This window comes from Mycobacterium sp. Root135 (assembly GCF_001426545.1).
In the GTDB taxonomy this organism is placed as follows: Bacteria; Actinomycetota; Actinomycetes; order Mycobacteriales; family Mycobacteriaceae; genus Mycobacterium.
Map to the genome: position 1 here is coordinate 425,957 of NZ_LMEZ01000005.1, position 17,141 is coordinate 443,097.

17 protein-coding genes are annotated in these 17,141 nt (G+C 68.0%); 8 read left to right on the forward strand and 9 right to left on the reverse strand.

All coding sequences use genetic code 11. The annotated features are described in order from the left end of the window. The first annotated feature begins 108 nt into the window (after window positions 1-108). The 4 genes from ASD37_RS13170 to sigM all read left to right on the forward strand — a co-directional run bounded on the left by ASD37_RS13170 (window position 109) and on the right by sigM (window position 7,541). Complete coding sequence (locus tag ASD37_RS13170) at window positions 109-894, forward strand: NUDIX hydrolase (protein ID WP_056551434.1); 786 nt, start codon at window positions 109-111, stop codon at window positions 892-894. After that, on the forward strand, window positions 891-3,242 hold the full coding sequence (locus ASD37_RS13175; protein ID WP_056551436.1) for a DUF6049 family protein: 2,352 nt from the start codon (window positions 891-893) through the stop codon (window positions 3,240-3,242). The genes ASD37_RS13170 and ASD37_RS13175 overlap by 4 nt, the downstream gene beginning before the upstream one ends. Next, window positions 3,239-6,832 (forward strand): murein biosynthesis integral membrane protein MurJ, encoded by a 3,594-nt coding sequence (murJ, locus tag ASD37_RS13180; RefSeq protein WP_056551438.1) that lies wholly within the window; start codon window positions 3,239-3,241, stop codon window positions 6,830-6,832. Before ASD37_RS13175 ends, murJ begins: the two co-directional genes overlap by 4 nt. A 133-nt stretch (window positions 6,833-6,965) precedes the next feature. Then, window positions 6,966-7,541 carry an RNA polymerase sigma factor SigM gene (gene sigM / locus ASD37_RS13185; RefSeq protein ID WP_056551440.1) on the forward strand — a complete coding sequence of 192 codons (576 nt, stop codon included), beginning with the start codon at window positions 6,966-6,968 and terminating at the stop codon, window positions 7,539-7,541. 3 nt (window positions 7,542-7,544) lie between these two features. Here the strand turns inward: sigM and ASD37_RS32255 are convergent, their stop codons facing one another. Further along, window positions 7,545-7,856, reverse strand: a complete 312-nt coding sequence (locus ASD37_RS32255) for a hypothetical protein (protein ID WP_235568223.1) — start codon at window positions 7,854-7,856, stop codon at window positions 7,545-7,547. Between the two features lie 104 nt (window positions 7,857-7,960). Between ASD37_RS32255 and ASD37_RS13195 the strand changes: the two genes are divergently transcribed. The 4 genes from ASD37_RS13195 to ASD37_RS13210 all read left to right on the forward strand — a co-directional run bounded on the left by ASD37_RS13195 (window position 7,961) and on the right by ASD37_RS13210 (window position 10,932). Further along, window positions 7,961-8,236 (forward strand): hypothetical protein, encoded by a 276-nt coding sequence (locus ASD37_RS13195; protein ID WP_056551444.1) that lies wholly within the window; start codon window positions 7,961-7,963, stop codon window positions 8,234-8,236. A 70-nt stretch (window positions 8,237-8,306) separates the two neighbouring features. Beyond that, complete coding sequence (gene trxB, locus ASD37_RS13200; protein WP_056551446.1) at window positions 8,307-9,257, forward strand: thioredoxin-disulfide reductase; 951 nt, start codon at window positions 8,307-8,309, stop codon at window positions 9,255-9,257. 43 nt (window positions 9,258-9,300) lie between these two features. Further along, window positions 9,301-9,636 (forward strand): thioredoxin, encoded by a 336-nt coding sequence (gene trxA, locus ASD37_RS13205; RefSeq protein ID WP_056551449.1) that lies wholly within the window; start codon window positions 9,301-9,303, stop codon window positions 9,634-9,636. A gap of 96 nt (window positions 9,637-9,732) precedes the next feature. Then, complete coding sequence (locus ASD37_RS13210) at window positions 9,733-10,932, forward strand: N-acetylmuramoyl-L-alanine amidase (RefSeq protein WP_056551450.1); 1,200 nt, start codon at window positions 9,733-9,735, stop codon at window positions 10,930-10,932. Between the two features lie 7 nt (window positions 10,933-10,939). On the opposite strand, the gene ASD37_RS13215 is transcribed toward ASD37_RS13210, so the two are convergent. The 8 genes from ASD37_RS13215 to rnpA form a co-directional block, all read right to left on the reverse strand. Next, window positions 10,940-11,689, reverse strand: coding sequence for a hypothetical protein (locus ASD37_RS13215; protein WP_056551453.1), 750 nt, complete (start codon window positions 11,687-11,689; stop codon window positions 10,940-10,942). Window positions 11,690-11,908: 219 nt separating this feature from the next. After that, window positions 11,909-12,907 carry a ParB/RepB/Spo0J family partition protein gene (locus ASD37_RS13220; RefSeq protein ID WP_056551455.1) on the reverse strand — a complete coding sequence of 333 codons (999 nt, stop codon included), beginning with the start codon at window positions 12,905-12,907 and terminating at the stop codon, window positions 11,909-11,911. 25 nt (window positions 12,908-12,932) lie between these two features. Then, window positions 12,933-13,934: a ParA family protein gene (locus ASD37_RS13225; RefSeq protein ID WP_056551457.1), complete on the reverse strand. Its 1,002-nt coding sequence runs from the start codon at window positions 13,932-13,934 to the stop codon at window positions 12,933-12,935. Next, window positions 13,931-14,689, reverse strand: coding sequence for a 16S rRNA (guanine(527)-N(7))-methyltransferase RsmG (rsmG, locus tag ASD37_RS13230; protein WP_082570124.1), 759 nt, complete (start codon window positions 14,687-14,689; stop codon window positions 13,931-13,933). The genes ASD37_RS13225 and rsmG overlap by 4 nt, the downstream gene beginning before the upstream one ends. 56 nt (window positions 14,690-14,745) lie before the next feature. Beyond that, window positions 14,746-15,273 (reverse strand): R3H domain-containing nucleic acid-binding protein, encoded by a 528-nt coding sequence (locus ASD37_RS13235; RefSeq protein ID WP_056553239.1) that lies wholly within the window; start codon window positions 15,271-15,273, stop codon window positions 14,746-14,748. A 69-nt stretch (window positions 15,274-15,342) separates the two neighbouring features. Beyond that, a complete protein-coding gene (gene yidC / locus ASD37_RS13240) occupies window positions 15,343-16,491 on the reverse strand; it encodes a membrane protein insertase YidC (protein WP_056551459.1) in 1,149 nt (382 codons plus the stop codon). Next, window positions 16,484-16,774, reverse strand: coding sequence for a membrane protein insertion efficiency factor YidD (gene yidD / locus ASD37_RS30950; RefSeq protein WP_082570125.1), 291 nt, complete (start codon window positions 16,772-16,774; stop codon window positions 16,484-16,486). Before yidD ends, yidC begins: the two co-directional genes overlap by 8 nt. Then, a complete protein-coding gene (gene rnpA, locus ASD37_RS30955) occupies window positions 16,771-17,130 on the reverse strand; it encodes a ribonuclease P protein component (protein WP_082570126.1) in 360 nt (119 codons plus the stop codon). Before rnpA ends, yidD begins: the two co-directional genes overlap by 4 nt. Between the last annotated feature and the right edge of the window lie 11 nt (window positions 17,131-17,141).

The window sequence follows — 17,141 nt, forward strand, 5'->3', positions numbered from 1 at the left end:
GTTCGATGAGCCTAGTGGGCGCTACGGCTGCATAACGACCCGGCGACAAGCCGACCACGACGGCGAGTGGTAAGGGACGGATACCCCGCGGCAGCTACTATCGCTTGGGTGTCGGAGGGCGAACGAGCCAAACCACGACGGCGCCGAGGGCGGCGCCGCGGCCGACGCTCTGCAGGTCCGCCGGAGACCGCCACTTCCGACACCGCGAACGCGCCCACCACACCGCTTCCCGGCCCCGTTCCCGGCCACCAGGTCGACTCCCAGGCAAAGCCTCCGTCGAACAGATCGGGCCGACGCACCCCCGAGCGACTGCGGACGGTGCACGAAACCTCGGCAGGCGGGCTCGTCATCGACGGCATCGACGGCCCAGCTGACGGCCAGGTCGCCGCTCTCATCGGCCGGGTCGACCGGCGCGGACGCATGCTGTGGTCCCTGCCGAAGGGCCACATCGAGCAGGGTGAGACCGCAGAACAGACCGCCATTCGGGAGGTCGCCGAGGAGACCGGAATCCAGGGCAGCGTCCTGGCCGCGCTGGGCAGCATCGACTACTGGTTCGTGACCGAGGGGCGGCGCGTCCACAAGACCGTGCACCATTACCTCATGCGATTCCTCGACGGCGAGCTCTCCGACGAGGATGTCGAAGTGACTGAAGTCGCCTGGGTGCCCCTGACCGATCTCCCGTCGCGGCTGGCCTACGCCGATGAACGCAAACTCGCCGAAGTCGCCGGTCAACTGATCGCCAAACTGCAGGCCGACGGCCCTGGCTCGCTGCCGCCGCTGCCCCCCAGCTCGCCGCGCCGCCGCCCGCAGACGCACTCCCACACCCGCAACCGTCGGCCCGACGACACACCGCAACCCGGCCGGCGGGCGAACGGCTGCGGCCAAGGACCATGACGCGCGCGGCGGCCTGGATCGTCGGGTTCCGCTTGCTGGCCGTCATCGCCATGGTGACGTTGATCGTCGTACCCGCCGTGGTGCCACGCGCCGCAGCGGGCGAGCCCGGGGATCGGCCCTTCCTCCAACTGCACATCGACGCCATCACCCCGGACTCGATCACCACCACAAGCGACCCCATCGTCACCGTGTCGGGCACGGTCACCAACGTCGGTGACCGCCCGGTGCGCGACATCATGGTCCGTCTCGAGCACGCCGAGGCCGTCGCGTCGTCCGCGGCCCTGCGCACCGATCTGACCGGTGGCGTCGACCAGTACCAACCCGTCGCCGACTTCGTCACCGTCGCACCGGAACTCGCGCAGGGTCAGCACGTGCCGTTCACGCTCTCCTACCCGGTGCGCTCCGCGGAACTGCCGTCGCTGCAGATCGACCAGCCCGGCATCTACCCCGCCCTCGTCAACGTGAACGGAACGCCCGACTACGGCGCACCCGCCCGCCTCGACGACGCCCGGTTCCTGCTGCCCGTGCTCGGCGTGCCCGCCGACCCGTCCCAGGTCGACGAGTCCCCGTCCGCCGTCGTCCCCCCCGACACCTCGCGGCCGGTCCGCATCACGATGCTGTGGCCGCTCGCCGACAGACCGCGGCTCGCCGCGGGCGTACCCGGCGGCAGCACTCCGGTCCGGCTGGTCGACGACGAACTCGCGACGTCCCTTGCCCCCGGCGGTCGCCTCGACACGCTGCTGTCGGCGGCCGACTTCGCCACCAGCCCGCCCGTCGACCCGGCCGGCCAAACCCGCAGCGCGTTGTGCCTTGCCGTCGACCCTGACTTGTTGGTCACCGTCAACGCGATGACCCTGGGTTACGTCGTCAACGACGACCCCGTTGGTGGCGTCAACTCGCCGACGCACCCCGGTACCGGTCAGGAAGCCGCGGCGAACTGGCTCGGCAGGCTCAGGGCGCTGGCCCAACGGTCATGCGTGACGGCGACGGTGTACGCCCAAGCCGACCTCGGGGCGTTGGCCCGCGTCGGCAATCCCGAACTGTCCACCATCGCCGTCAAGGGTGCCGCTGACATCGTCGACCAGATCCTCGGCGTCGTGTCGACCCGCGGCGCGACCCTCGTCGGGGACGGACCGCTGACCGGAGCCGCCGTTCGCCTTCTGTCGGCGCAGGGACCGACCGTCGCGATCGCGGCGGGCGACGTCAGCCCGCGCCGGTACGACGCGAACGTGGTGGAGGCACCCTTCGACCCGGCCGTCGGAGCGGCGCTCGCGGGTGCCGGCACCATGCCGGTGACGCCGTCCTACCTGGACGCCTCGCTGGGGGTGCCGCTGGCGCACGACTCCCCCATCGCCCGCAGGGAGGACGCCATCGCCGCCGTGTTGTGGCGGGCGTTGCGGCCGCAGAGCGAGCCCCGCACCGAGATCCTGGTCCCGCCGCTGGCGTGGAACCTGCCTCCCGAGGAGGCGCAGGCGATCCTCACGACGCTCGCCTCGTCGATTCGTTCCGGCTTGGCCGTCCCGCGGCCGCTGGCCACCGTGGTCGCCGAGGGCAACGTCCTCCCCCCTTCGGCCATCGCGCCGCTGCCGCCGGACAACCTCGGCAATCCCCGCGCCCACGTCGACCAGGGCGTGACCGACGGCATCGCCAACACGACGCTGCGGCTGGGCGGACTGACCGCCGCGTTGACCGTCGACCCACGAACCGGGCTGACCGGCACGCAGTACACCGCCCCGCTGCGAGAAGACCTCCTGCGGGCGCTCAGCCAGTCCGTGCCGCCGGACGCCCGCAACGGGCTCGCCTCCCAACGCGTCGGCGTGGTCGACGACACGGTCGGTGACCTGCTGCGGGCGGTCACCATCGTCAACCCCGGTGGCTCCTACACCCTCGCGACCGAACGCAGCCCGCTGCCGTTGGCGCTTCGCAACGACCTGCCCGTCCCGATCAAGGTGCGGCTCGACGTCGACGCCCCGCCGGGAATGACCGTCGACGACATGGGCGAGATCGAGCTCCCCCCTGGCTTCCTGCCGCTGCGCGTGCCGATCGAGGTGCACTTCACCCAGCGCGTCGCCGTCGACGTGTCCCTGCAGACCGCCGACGGTCTCCCGCTCGGCGAACCGGTTCGCCTCTCGGTGCACTCCAACGCCTACGGCAAGGTGCTGTTCTTCATCACGCTGTCGGCGGGAGCGATCCTCGTCCTGCTCGCCGGTCGCCGCCTGTGGCATAGATTCCGGGGGCAACCCGACCGGGCCGACCTGGATCGGCCCAAGCGGCGCGACGGTGACGGCAGGCTGGATCCCCTCGATGTGGCGCTGGCCCACGCGCCCGACGAGGATCGCCACAAATGAGCACCACGAGGCCGCCGGGGTCCGCACCGCGACCACCGCAGGCTCCTCGCCGCATCCCGCAGGGCCCGGCCCCGCGCCGTCGCGCCGGCAGGCCCGAGCTGACCGACGCCGCCGTCGTCTCGCGGTCGTGGGGCATGGCGCTGGCGACGCTGATCAGTCGCATCACTGGCTTCATCCGCATTGTGCTGTTGGCGACGATCCTCGGCGGATCACTGCTGAGCGCCTTCTCGGTGTCCAACCAGCTGCCCAACCTGATCGCCGCACTGGTACTCGAGGCGACGTTCACCGCGATCTTCGTGCCGGTGCTGGCCCGCGCCGAGCGCGACGACGCCGACGGTGGCACCGCATTCGTGCGGCGACTCCTGACACTGTCGACGGCCCTGCTGCTCGTCGCGACGATCGTCTCGGTGGTGGCCGCACCGCTGCTGGTGCGGCTGATGCTGGGCGGCGACCCCAAGGTGGACCGCGCGCTGACCACCGCGTTCGCGTATCTGTTGTTGCCGCAGATCATCTTCTACGGGCTGTCCTCGGTGTTCATGGCAATCCTGAACACCCGCAACGTGTTCGGGCCGCCGGCGTGGGCGCCCGTGCTGAACAACGTGGTGGCGATCGGCACGCTCGGCGTGTTCGTCGCCGTGCCCGGCGAACTGTCGCTCGACCCCGTCGCAATGGGCACCGCCAAACTTCTGGTGCTTGGCATCGGCACCACCCTCGGCGTCGTCGCGCAGACCGCGGTGCTGTTCGTCGCGATCCGGCGGGAACGGGTCAGCCTGCGGCCGCTGTGGGGTCTGGACGACCGCCTCAAGAAGTTCGGCGGCATGGCCGCCGCGATGGTCCTCTACGTCCTGATCAGTCAGGCCGGCCTAGTCGTCGGCAACCAGATCGCCAGCACCGCAGCCGCGTCCGGGCCTGCCGTCTACAACTACGCGTGGCTGGTCCTGCAGCTGCCGTTCGGCATCATCGGCGTGACGGTGCTGACCGTCGTGATGCCGCGGCTGTCCCGCAACGCCGCCGCCGACGACCAGCCCGCCGTGCTGGCCGACATCAACTTCGCGACGCGCCTCACCATGCTGACGCTCATCCCCGTCGTCGCCTTCATGACGGTCGCCGGCCCGGCCATCGGCAGCGCACTGTTCGCCTACGGACGGTTCAGCGACGCCGACGCCGGCAGCATGGGCCACGCGATCGCGCTGTCCGCCTTCACCCTGCTCCCCTACGCGATGGTGCTGCTGCAGACGCGTGTCTTCTACGCCAGGGAACAGCCGTGGACCCCGATCGTGCTGGTCGTGGTGATCACCGCCGTCAAGGTCGTCGCGTCGCTCGCGGCGCCGCACCTCACCGACGACCCCGAGCTCGTCGCCGGTTACCTCGGCTTTGCGAACGGCCTCGGCTTCCTCGCGGGCGCCATCGTCGGGCACGTCATGCTGCGGGCCAATCTCAAGCCGCCAGGCGGAAGGATGATCAGCCTCGACGTCGTGCGGACGGTCCTCGTCACCGTGGCGGGGTCCCTGGCGGCCGGTCTGATCGCGCACCTCGCCGACCGACTTCTGGGTCTTGGGGCGTTGACCGACGACCACGGCGGCGGCGGCTCCCTCCTGCGGCTGACCATCCTCGGGCTGATCATGTTGCCGGTCATCGCCGCGGTCTTGCTCGCGGCCAAGGTGCCCGACGCGCAGGCCGCGGCGGGGGCGATTCGACGGCGGCTGGGCCGCGGAGCAGCTACGACGCCGGTGACACCGCCGCCGAGGATTCCTGTCCCACCGCGACCGGGTGTGCCCCTCCCGTACGCTGATCACGGCAGTTCACCTCCGTTGCGACCGCGTCAATATGGGCCAGCGTCGAGGTGGGACGGCGAACCTCCGGCAGGAGTTGTCGGAGACGGGCTTCGGAGAGGACAAGCGGTGAGCGACGACCCGGCGGGCGGTTCAACGCCCGACGCAGGCTCGACCACCCGCATTCCCCGTCAGAGCGCCGACGACTTTCAACCGGACGTCCCAGCCGAGTCCCATTTGCCGCCCTCGGGACGGCCGCCCGCCGATTACGGCGGCGACCCGACGAGGGAACCGGTGTCGGTTGGCATGCCGAATGAACCCGCCATCGAGGCGGCCACCGGCGACGACGACATCCACCTGATCCCCGGCGCCACGATCGCCGGCGGGCGCTACCGCCTGCTGGTGTTCCACGGCGGCCCGCCGCATCTTCAGTTCTGGCACGCGATGGACACCGCCCTGGACCGCCAGGTGGCGCTGACCTTCGTCGACCCCGACGCCGTCCTGCCCGACGACGAGCTCTCGGAGATCCTGTCCCGCACCCAGCGGCTGAGCTCGCTCGACGTTCCCGGCGTCGCACGCGTTCTCGACGTCACCAGGACCGGTTCCGGCGGCCTAGTGGTCTCCGAGTGGATCCGGGGCGGTTCGCTGGCCGAGGTGGCCGAGACGTCCCCGTCGGCGATCGGCGGCGCTCGCGCCGTTCAGTCCCTGGCGGCGGCGGCCGAGGCCGCACACCGTTCCGGGGTCGCCCTGTCCGTCGACCACCCGGGTCGGGTTCGGGTCAGCATCGACGGTGACGTCGCGCTGGCGTTCCCCGCCACCCTGCCGTCGGCGACGCCGGAGGAAGACATCCGCGGCATCGGCGCGGTGCTGTACGCCCTGCTGGTGAACCGGTGGCCGCTCCCCGGTTCGACCGAGCGCGGTGGCATGCAGGCCGCCGACCTCGACGCCGCGGGCGAACCGGTCGAGCCCCGCACGGTGGATCGCGACATCCCGTTCCAGATCTCTGCGGCCGCCGTGCGCGCGGTGCAGGAGAACGGCGGGATCCGTTCCGCGCCAACCTTGTTGAACCTGTTGCAACAGGCCACCGCCGTTGCCGACCGCACCGAGTTGATCGCGCCGATCGGCGAGGCCGAGGCAGCCGGAACCCGGCACCGCGACGGCGGCCACGACGACGATCCGGAGGCCAAGTCCCGCCGCAAGAAGGGCGTGTTGATCGGTGCCGCCGTGGCGGGGTCGATCCTGGTGGTCGCCCTCATCGTGTTGGCAACGGTGTTGCGCGGTGTGTTCAGCGACGTCGGCGGCACGTTGGACAAGGACGAGCTTGGGCTCAACACGCCCACGACCAGCACCACCAGCGATCCGAGCGCAGGCAACGTGAAACCCGTTCGGGCGACGGTGTTTTCGCCGGGCGGCGAGGCCGACAACCCCGCCGACGCCGGCAAGGCGATCGACGGCAGCACCACGTCGGCGTGGCAGACGGACACCTACAGCGACGCGGTGCCGTTCCCCAACTTCAAGAACGGCGTCGGGCTGATGCTGCAGCTGCCCCAGCCGACCGCGATCGGGTCCGTGTCGATCGACCTGAACAGCACCGGTACGTCGATTCAGATCAGGTCCGCCCAGTCGGCCACGCCGGCGACGCTCGACGACACCACCGAGCTGAGCCCCCCCACTCCGATGAAGACGGGGTCGAACACGATCACCGTCACCAATCCGCAGCCCGTCTCGAATGTGCTGGTGTGGATCACCACGCTCGGCTCGGTGAACGGCAAGAGCGAGGCCGCCCTGTCGAACATCACGCTCAAACCCGCTTCCTGACGAGTTGTCCCCAGGCCACGACTGCCGGCCCTGACCCGTGTTCCTGCAGTTCACTGCGGTGCGCTCCGCTCGAGGGCCGTTGCCGCGACAAGAGGTGCGGTGACGGGTGCCCGGCGTTGATTAGTGTTCGTTTGTGGGGAGCTGCGGAGAAGTCACCGGTGCCGAGCGGACGGATGCAGAGTTGCTCGTTGCGCACGTCGACGGTGATCGGTACGCCTTCGAAGAGCTCTTCCACCGCCACCACCGTCAGCTCCACCGGCTGGCACGGATCACCAGCCACAACCGCGAGGACGCCAAGGACGCGCTGCAAGACGCGATGCTGTCCGCGCACCGCACGGCACCAACCTTTCGGCACGACGCGTCGGTCAGCAGTTGGCTCTATCGCATCGTCGTCAACGCGTGCCTTGATCGCTTGCGCCGCAACAAGTCTCATCCAGTCGCCTTGCTGGACGACGAGATCTGTCACCTCGGTGATCCGACCACCCGCGTGGACACGGTGCTCGCCGTCGAACGCGCCCTGCTCCGGCTGCCGCTCGAGCAGCGAGCCGTCGTGGTCGCAGTCGACATGCAGGGCTACTCGGTCGCGGAGACCGCCCGTCTGCTCGGCATACCGGAGGGCACCGTGAAGAGTCGCTGTTCGCGGGCGCGAGCCAAACTGGCCAAGACGCTGGAGCACTACGACGATCCCGCGCCGACCGTTCGGCCCTGACGGCTACCGGCTCTGACGCACCCTGGTGTCCGGGCGAGGGACGGCCACGAACTGCGGCCCGTTGACGGCCTGCGACAGGCAGCCGGGGATGTTGCGGCACGCGATGATCGCGCCCGCACCCGGCGCCTGGCCGGGCGCGGTCGGAATCTGGTTCGGGATTCCGCAGGTCTGGTGATACGGGTCGTACGGGACGATGTTCATGTCGCAGGCCAGCACGTCGGTCTGCGGCGTCGTGGCCACGTCCATGGCCAGCAAGCCCGTCGCCGACGCGACGCCGACCGCACCGATCACCAGTAGCCGGTGAAGATTGCGCATGTCAGCCTCGTTCGTGGTCGTCCTACCCAGCATCCTCTTCTCCACAGGCTAGCGAAAGGACATTCCCAGGGACCGGCGTCGGAGGCCGGTGCGACACTGACCAGGTGCCCGACGCCGCGGACGATCGCTACGAGCTCCCCGTCACGGTCGACCTTCTCGCCGACCTGCAAGCCGGGCTGCTCGACGATCGAACCGCGGCCCGGCTCCGCCGGCGGGTGCGTACCGATCCAGCCGTCAAGGCCCAGCTGGCCGCGCTGGATCGCGTCAGCCGCAACCTGTCCGCCCTCGCCGTCGACTCGGCATCGGCACCGGACGTCCCCGCCGACGTGACGGCGACCATCTGCGAGGCGCTGCGCTCGGCCCCTCCACCGACTCCATGACGCGTCCCCGAGTCGCGCCTGGAACAGCCGGGCCTACCCTGGTGTTATAGGCGTACGCAGAAAGGCGGAAATGACTTCCTCGAACACCGTTCACGACGTGATCATCATCGGCTCCGGTCCTGCTGGTTACACAGCGGCCGTGTATGCCGCGCGTGCGCAACTCCATCCGTTGGTCTTCGAAGGCGTGCAGTTCGGTGGCGCGCTGATGACGACGACCGAGGTGGAGAACTACCCCGGTTTCAAGGACGGCATAACCGGTCCTGCGTTGATGGAGGAAATGCGCGAACAGGCGCTCCGTTTCGGGGCCGACCTGCGCATGGAGGACGTCGACGACGTCGACCTCGACGGCCCGGTCAAGACGGTCACCGTCGGCGACGAGACCTTCCAGGCAAAGTCGGTCATCCTCGCGATGGGTGCGGCCGCCAGACAGCTCGGGGTCCCCGGCGAAATGGAACGCATCGGCACGGGCGTCAGCACCTGCGCCACGTGTGACGGATTCTTCTTCCGCGACCAGGACATCGCCGTGATCGGCGGCGGCGACTCCGCGATGGAGGAGGCGATCTTCCTCACCAAGTTCGCCAACCACGTCACGCTGATCCACCGTCGCGACGAATTCCGGGCGTCGAAGATCATGCTCGACCGCGCCAAGGACAACCCGAAGATCACGTTCATGACCAACACCGCGGTCACCCAGGTCGAGGGCGAGCCCAAGGTCACCGGCCTGCGTTTGGCCGACACCGTCACCGGTGAAGAGTCCAAGCTGGCCGTGACCGGCGTGTTCGTCGCGGTCGGCCACGATCCCCGCTCGGGCCTGGTCAGCGGCAAGGTGGATCTCGACGACGAGGGATACGTCAAGGTCAAGGGCCGCACCACCAGCACCTCGGTCGACGGCGTCTTCGCCTGCGGCGACCTGGTGGACCACACCTACCGGCAGGCCATCACCGCCGCCGGCAGCGGCTGTTCCGCCGCGATCGACGTCGAGCGGTGGCTCACCGGCCACCAAATCGCCGACAACTGGTGACGTTCCACCCCTTCACCCCACCCCTCTCAGACAGGAGCACCACATGAGCGACAAGACCAGCGCAACCGTTGCCGTAACCGACGACTCGTTCTCGCAGGACGTCCTCACCAGCAGCACCCCGGTCCTGGTGGACTTCTGGGCGTCCTGGTGCGGCCCGTGCAAGATGATCGCACCGGTTCTGGAGGAGATCGCCGCCGAGAAGGCTGGCGCGCTCACCGTGGCGAAGATCGACGTCGACGCCAACCCGGGTACCGCGCGTGACTTCCAGGTGGTGTCGATTCCGACGTTGATCCTGTTCAAGGACGGCCAACCGGTGAAGCGAATCGTGGGCAGCAAGGGCAAGGCGGCGCTGCTCCGCGAACTGTCTGACGTGGTCTAATCCCGGTCCCTCCGTTCCCACCGGATCGGACACACCCGGCTTCCGACTGGCCTGGAGGTTTCTGCATTAGCGACTCCGTCTGCGACAATTCTGGTCATGTCTAGTCTGCGCCGCGGCGATCGGGGAGCCCCGGTGGTCGAGATTCGGTCGGCGCTGGCGGCGTTGGGCATGATCGACAGCCCCGACGACGACCTCACGACTGGCAAACACGTCGCGTTCGACGTGTTCGACGACGACCTCGACCACTCGGTCCGCGCCTTCCAACAGCGCCGCGGGTTGCTCGTCGACGGCGTCGTGGGTGAGGCCACCTATCGCGCGTTGAAGGAAGCCTCGTACCGTCTTGGCGCCCGCACCCTGGCCCACCAGTTTGGCGCGCCGATGTACGGCGACGACGTAGCGACGCTCCAGGCACGGCTCCAGGATCTCGGTTTCTACACCGACCTGGTCGACGGGCACTTCGGGCTGCAGACGCACAACGGCCTGATGTCCTATCAGCGGGAGTACGGTCTGTACCCCGACGGCATCTGTGGCCCAGAAACGTTGCGCTCCTTGTACTTCCTGGGTTCGCGGGTGACCGGCGGTTCGTTGCACGCGATCCGCGAGGAGGAGCTCGTCCGTCGCTCCGGTCCCCGGTTGTCGGGTAAGCGCATCATCATCGATCCGGGCCGCGGTGGCGACGATCACGGGCTCATCATGAATGGTCCGGACGGGCCGATCAGCGAAGCAGACATCCTGTGGGACTTGGCAAGTCGGCTCGAAGGCCGGATGGCGGCGATCGGCATGGAGACGTTCCTGTCGCGGCCGGTGGGTCGCAGCTTGTCCGACGCCGAGCGCGCGGCGACCGCCAACACCGTCGGTGCGGACCTGATGATCAGCCTCCGGTGCGCCTCGCTGCCCAACTCCCCCGCCAACGGCGTCGCGTCCTTCCACTTCGGCAACGCCCACGGGTCGGTGTCGACGATCGGTCGCAACCTCGCCGACTTCGTGCAACGAGAATTGGTGGCCCGCACCGGGTTACGCGACTGCCGCACGCACGGCCGGACGTGGGACCTGCTTCGCCTGACCCGGATGCCCACCGTGCAGATCGACGTCGGTTACATCACCAATCCCCACGACCGCGACCTGCTGGTGTCCTCTCAGGCCAGGGATTCCCTGTCCGAGGGCATCCTCGCCGCCGTCAAGCGGCTGTACCTGCTAGGCAAGAACGACCGTCCGACGGGCACGTTCACCTTCGCCGAACTGCTGGCGCACGAGCGGTCCGTCGAACAGTCCGCCGGCCGCGCCGCGCAGGCCTGAGACCACCTCAGCTACAGGGGCTGGCGCCGGCTCCAACCGGCTGCTGCAGTTGCGCGCTCACCAACAGCTTTTCCAGCGCGGCCTCGACGTCGGCCTTCCAGCCCAACCCCTGCTCGAGTTCGAGTCGCATCCGGGGAAAGTACGGGTGAGGGGCGACGATCTCGAAGCCGACGTCTGAGAGGAAGTCGGCGTCGATGATGCATTGGTCGGCCGAGCAGTCACCGAGTGATTGAATCGCCGAGCGGAGATTGGGCGACACCAACTCTGGATCGGACAGTTCGGCGGATGCCGCCGTCCGACCGAACGCCTCCAACGCGCGCACGCCGCGGCGAACCAAGTCTCCGACGACGGCGGCCATCAACGCGCGGGTGAGCCCCTCCCCTTCGGTGCCGTACTCGACGCCGACCGTCGTCAGCAAGACGGCGTCGGCACTGACCGGTCCGGTCGGGAAGAGAGCCGCGCGCGGCACCGCCCGAGGCGGAGCGTAGAACGCGAACCCCAGACAGAGTTCGTCACCGCTGGATGCCGAGGCGGCGAAGTCCGCTTGATCCGGTTCGCAGGCCACGGCCATCTGTCCGCAGGAACCCCACTCCAGCATGACCATGGAGAGCCAGGCTTCCTTTTCGAATTCGGGATCGGCGAGGTGGTCCTCGACCGGCAGCGTCGACGGGTCGACTTCCCAGAACACGCAACGCCGCGCGTGCTTGGGCAGTTGCTCGAACGCTTCGAGACGCAGCGGCGCGATTCGTGCTGACACTAGACACCCCGCGTTTCAGGTCGGCCGGCCGGACGTGGCTTCCCCTCCAGAATAGGAGGACGCGGCGAGTGTGGCCCACTCTGATCTCGTAACGGCACGCCGGACTCCCGCGAAAAGCGAATCATGTTGCTGCGCAAGGAATTTGCTCCTTTTGGCCGCGACGACACCGGTCTCGATTCGTCGCTTTGTCACAGTGACGTAATTACCGCTTGTGGTAGGTCATGGGTTCGCCGCGTTCATAAGGTCAACTATGCGTTGCAGATCGTCGACCGACCCGAACTCCACGACGATCTTGCCCTTGCGTTTGCCAAGGCTCACCGATACCCGGGTGTCGAAGGCAGATGACAGCCTCTCGGCAACGTCTTGCAGTCCCGGCATCTGAATCGGCTTCCGCCGCTGAGCCGGAGTCGACTCCCGCACGCCGTCCCGGTTGGCAAGCGTGACCGCCTCCTCCGTGGCGCGGACCGACAGGCCCTCCGCCACGATGCGGGCGGCCAATTCCTCTTGCTTCTCGGCTCCACTCTCCAGTGCCAGCAGAGCACGGGCGTGTCCGGCGGACAGCACCCCCGCCGCCACCCGGCGCTGCACCGCGACCGGCAAGCGCATCAGCCGGATCATGTTGGTGATCACCGGACGTGACCGCCCGATCCGCACGGCTAGTTCCTCGTGGGTGACGCCGAACTCCTCCAACAGCTGCTGGTAGGCCGCCGCCTCTTCCAACGGGTTCAGCTGCGCCCGGTGGATGTTCTCCAGCAGGGCGTCGCGCAGCATGCTGTCGTCCGCGGTCTCACGAACGATGGCCGGGATTGCCGCCAGGCCGGCCTCTTGGGCCGCGCGCCAGCGCCGCTCCCCCATCACCAGTTGGTAGCGGGGGCTGCCCTCCACCGGGTCGACGGCACGCACCACGATGGGCTGCATCAGACCGAACTCGCGAATCGAGTGGACGAGTTCGGCGAGTGCCTCCCCGTCGAACACCTGCCGCGGCTGCTTGGGGTTCGGTTCGATGGCCGCCGGGTCGATCTCGCGGTACACGGCGCCCACGTCACCGACTGGTTCGACGGCGGGTGTAGCGGGGGTAGTCGGCGCTCCGCCGTACATGACGTCGGCCGCCGCGGCTCCCATCGCGGGACCCATGCTGCCCTTGTCGTCGCTCGGGCCGGTAGGGATCAGGGACGCGAGACCGCGACCGAGTCCGGTTCGCTTGGGCGGCGGAGTCATGCTCTTCTCCTATTCGTGCGGACGCTCACTGGCCAACCTGGGGATTCGTCGCGCCGTGTGCGCGGTCGGCGATCTCGCGACTGGCGTCGAGATAGCTCATCGCGCCCCGCGACCCTGGGTCGTACTCGAGGATCGTCATGCCGTATCCCGGTGCCTCGGACACCTTCACGCTGCGCGGGATGACGGTCCTCAGAACCTTCGCGCCGAAGTGCGCCCGCACGTCGTCGGCGACCTGGTCGGCCAACTTGGTTCGTCCGTCGTACATGGTGAGGACGACGGTGGTGACCTCCAGATGCGGGTTCAGGTGCGCCTTCACCATTTCGATGTTGCGGAGCAGCTGACCCACTCCCTCAAGGGCGTAGTACTCGCACTGGATCGGGATGAGCACTTCCGGTGCGGCGACGAGTGCGTTGATCGTCAGTAGGCCCAGCGACGGCGGGCAGTCGATGAAGACGTAGTCGAAGTCATACTCCTGCAGGGAGGCGAGCGCGTTCCGCAGGCGGCCTTCGCGGGCGACCATGCTGACCAGTTCGATCTCCGCGCCGGCAAGGTCGATCGTCGCGGGCACGCAGTACAGCCGCTCGTTGTACGGGCTCTGCTGAAGTGCCGACTCCAGGGTGATCTCGCCGATCAACACCTCGTACGACGACGGCGTTCCCGGACGGTGCTCGATACCCAGTGCGGTGCTGGCGTTGCCCTGCGGATCGAGATCGATGACGAGAGTCTTCAACCCCTGCAAGGCGAGCGCGGCGGCCACGTTGACGGCGGTGGTCGTCTTCCCGACGCCGCCCTTCTGGTTGGCGATCGTGAACACCCGCTGACGCGGGGGACGCCTCAGGTGCTGACCCTGCTTGTGCAGGATTCGCACTGCGCGCTGCGCTTCGGCACCGATCGGGGTGTCCGCGGCCGTCGGTTCAGTCCAGGCTTCCTCCGCCGGCGGCAACCATGTTTCACGTGAAACATTGCGGGGCGAATTCGCCGGGGCAGCCCCGGATGCCTTTGCCTCGCCAGATGGCCGTGGTTTCACTTGCTTCTCCTCGTCGGCCCGTCGGGCCGTGGTGCTCGTCGATCCTGGGCTTTCGCGGACTTTCGGTGCGGTGCGCCGGACCTGCTCCCCGGCCCCGCCGGGCGACTCGCCTTCACCGCCACGACCACGGTTACGGGCGGAGTCAAGTAGGTCACGCCACATTCCATCACCTTCACGTCGTCGGCACCCAGCGAGAGCATCGCTCGGCGGTGCTCTTGGACCTCGGAATTGGCGCGCTCACCTTTCATCGCAAGCATTCGACCACCGGGCTGAAGGAGCGGAAAGCACCAGCGGGTGAGCTTGTCCAGCGCGGCGACGGCGCGTGAGGTGACGACGTCGACGTCCCCGGCCGCCTCTCGCACGGCGCGCTCCTCCGCCCGCCCGCGGATGACGACCGCAGAGAGCCCGAGAAGTTCGACGACCTCGGACAGAAAGTCGGCCCGTCGCAGAAGGGGTTCCACCAGAATCACGCTGACATCGGGTCGCGCCAACGCCAGCGGAATCCCCGGCAAGCCGGCTCCGCTGCCTACGTCGGCTACGCGCTGCCCCGGCGTCATCAGCTCGCCGATGGCGGCGCTGTTCAGAATGTGTCGATCCCACAGGCGTTCAACTTCGCCGGGACCAATCAGGCCGCGCTCGATGCCGGCGCCCGCCAGGATCGCCGCATACTCCTCGGCCACCGGCAAGCGGTCGCCAAAGAAGGCGGCGGCCGCTTCCGGCGCCGGTGGCGCTTCACCATGTTTCACGTGAAACATCCTCCGATTCCGCCGCCCGGCGCCGCGATCGAACTACATGGTTGTAACTCGTACGGTCAGGCAGGCAGAACGACAACGCGCCGAGAGGGCTCCGCGCCTTCGCTCTCACTCCGCACACCGTCAACGGCCGAGACTGCATCGTGAACGATCTTCCGCTCGAAGGGAGTCATCGGCGTCAGCTCTTCACGCTCGCCACTGGCCAGCACGCGGCGAGCCACCTTGTCCCCGAGCGCGGCCAACTCGTCCCGGCGTCCCCGACGCCAGTGCGCCACGTCCAACATCAGCCGGCTCCGCTCGCCGGTCTTCTGGTGCACGGCCAACCGTGTCAGCTCTTGGAGCGCGTCCAGCACCTCGCCCTTGCGACCGACGAGCTTCGCCAGATCGCTGCCGCCCTCGATGCTGACGACCGCGCGATCGCCCTCCACGTCGAGGTCGATGTCGCCGTCGAAGTCCAGTAGGTCGAGAAGCTCCTCGAGGTAATCCCCCGCGATCTCGCCCTCGTTGACCAAGCGGTCTTCCAGGCTCTCCGACTTGGGCGCATCGCCCTCTACGTCGGTCCGTTCGGTCGTATCAGCGTCAGTCATCTTCGTCCTTACCTCCATGCTTCGACATGCATCAGTGGCCACTGCGGGCCGAGCTGACTCGGGTACTTGTCAGGGCCGTCGCCTCTTGGGCCGATTGTTGGTGCGCCTCGGCGCACGATTCGCCGCGCTGCCCGCCTTGGGTGCGGCGGGCTTCCCGTTCGACGCGGGGGTCGATCCGCTCGCCGGTCGCACGTCGCCCGTCTCGGTGTCCTCCACTGCGTCGATCTCCTCGGCGGTGGAATTCGTCAGTTCACGTTCGGCGGCGGCCTTCGCCGCGTTGTCGGCGGCGGCCGTCTGCGGGCGCTTGCGCTTGACCTTCGGCTTGGAACCCGGGGCCGGAGCATTCGACGCGCGTCGCGCCAAATCCTCTTCCTTCTTGAGTTCCTCTTCCTTCTCGATGCGGCCGAACACGTAATGCTGCTGCCCGTAGGTCCAAATGTTGTTGGCCACCCAGTACAGGATCACGGCCAGCGGGAGGAAGGGACCACCGACGACCACGCCGAGCGGAAACACGTACAGCGCCAGCTTGTTCATCATCGCGGTCTGCGGATTGGCGGCAGCCTCGATGCTCTGCCTGGCCACCGAAGCGCGGCTGTTGAAGTGAGTGGCAACACCGGCAAGGATCATCAGCGGCACACCCACTGCGATCACGGCCGCACGGTTGAACTCCTCGAAGGCTCCGAGGCCGACCGTCTGAATCATCGACGCACCCAGCGGCGCTCCGAACAGGTGGGCGTCCAGGAAGTGGCCCACGTCGGTGGCGCTGAAGACGTAGTTGCCGAGCGACCGGTTCTCCTCGACCGTCAACCCCAACCGCCCGAAGCCGGTCTGCGTCCGGTTGAAGGAGTTCAGCACGTGGTACAGCCCGATGAACACCGGGATCTGCGCCAGCATTGGCAGGCAGCCGAGGATCGGGTTGAACCCGTGTTCCTTCTGAAGCTTCTGCATCTCCAGCGCCATCCGCTGGCGGTCCTTGCCGTACTTCTTCTGCAGCGCCTTGATCTGTGGCTGCAACTCCTGCATTTGGCGGGTCGTCCTGATCTGGCGGACGAACGGCTTGTACAGAATCGCGCGGAGCGTGAAGACCAGGAACATCACCGTCAGTCCCCAGGCGAAGAAGTTCTCCGGGCCGAGGAGGAAGGCGAACGCCTTGTACCAAACCCACATGATCGCGGAGACCGGGTAATAGATGACGTCGAGACTGAACCAATTAAACAAACGAATCGCTCCTCAGCGTCGTGGCATCGGATGCCACCTCACGTCGCTCCGGGATCGGATCCCATCCACCTGGGTGCCACGGACCACATTTGGCCAGTCGCACCAAGGACAACCAAGCCCCCCGCACCAACCCGTATTCACGGAGCGCGTCGACGGCGTATTGACTGCACGTCGGGGTGAACCGGCACGAAGGCGGCCGATAGGGGGAAATCATGTTTCGGTAGAGCTCGACGGCGCCGATCGCTACACGCGCCAGGGCTCCGGTAATCCGTCCGCCACTCATCGGCGCGCTCCTGCGCTGGAGTTCACCCGCCGCAACGCGTTTCGCAGCTCTTCGTCGAGACGGGACGACACCGCTCGGCTACTACTCGGAAGAGCGCGGATCACCACTTTGTCACCTGGGCCCAAGTCGTCGAGGACGCCACGGGCCACATGCCGCAACAATCGCGAGACTCGATGCCGCACGACTGCAGGGCCGACGGACTTGCTGACGACCAGTCCAATCTTCGGAGCTTCAGACTCGTCCCCGGTGGCCTTCAACGCATGCACGACGATGTCGGGTTGCGCTGCTCGTACGCCACGACGGACGGTCAATCCAAAGTCTGTCGATCTCGTCATCCGGTACTGGGCCGGAAGCACCTGTCTACACC

What these genes read in the sequence shown, in the direction of transcription:
- murJ (WP_056551438.1), top strand. Translation starts at nt 3,239, where the DNA reads ATGAGCACCACGAGGCCGCCGGGGTCCGCACCGCGACCACCGCAGGCT.
- yidD (WP_082570125.1), bottom strand. Translation starts at nt 16,774, where the DNA reads ATGAGTGGCGGACGGATTACCGGAGCCCTGGCGCGTGTAGCGATCGGC.
- trxB (WP_056551446.1), top strand. Translation starts at nt 8,307, where the DNA reads ATGACTTCCTCGAACACCGTTCACGACGTGATCATCATCGGCTCCGGT.
- ASD37_RS13210 (WP_056551450.1), top strand. Translation starts at nt 9,733, where the DNA reads ATGTCTAGTCTGCGCCGCGGCGATCGGGGAGCCCCGGTGGTCGAGATT.
- rsmG (WP_082570124.1), bottom strand. Translation starts at nt 14,689, where the DNA reads ATGTTTCACGTGAAACATGGTGAAGCGCCACCGGCGCCGGAAGCGGCC.
- ASD37_RS13175 (WP_056551436.1), top strand. Translation starts at nt 891, where the DNA reads ATGACGCGCGCGGCGGCCTGGATCGTCGGGTTCCGCTTGCTGGCCGTC.
- ASD37_RS32255 (WP_235568223.1), bottom strand. Translation starts at nt 7,856, where the DNA reads ATGCGCAATCTTCACCGGCTACTGGTGATCGGTGCGGTCGGCGTCGCG.
- ASD37_RS13235 (WP_056553239.1), bottom strand. Translation starts at nt 15,273, where the DNA reads ATGACTGACGCTGATACGACCGAACGGACCGACGTAGAGGGCGATGCG.
- trxA (WP_056551449.1), top strand. Translation starts at nt 9,301, where the DNA reads ATGAGCGACAAGACCAGCGCAACCGTTGCCGTAACCGACGACTCGTTC.
- ASD37_RS13220 (WP_056551455.1), bottom strand. Translation starts at nt 12,907, where the DNA reads ATGACTCCGCCGCCCAAGCGAACCGGACTCGGTCGCGGTCTCGCGTCC.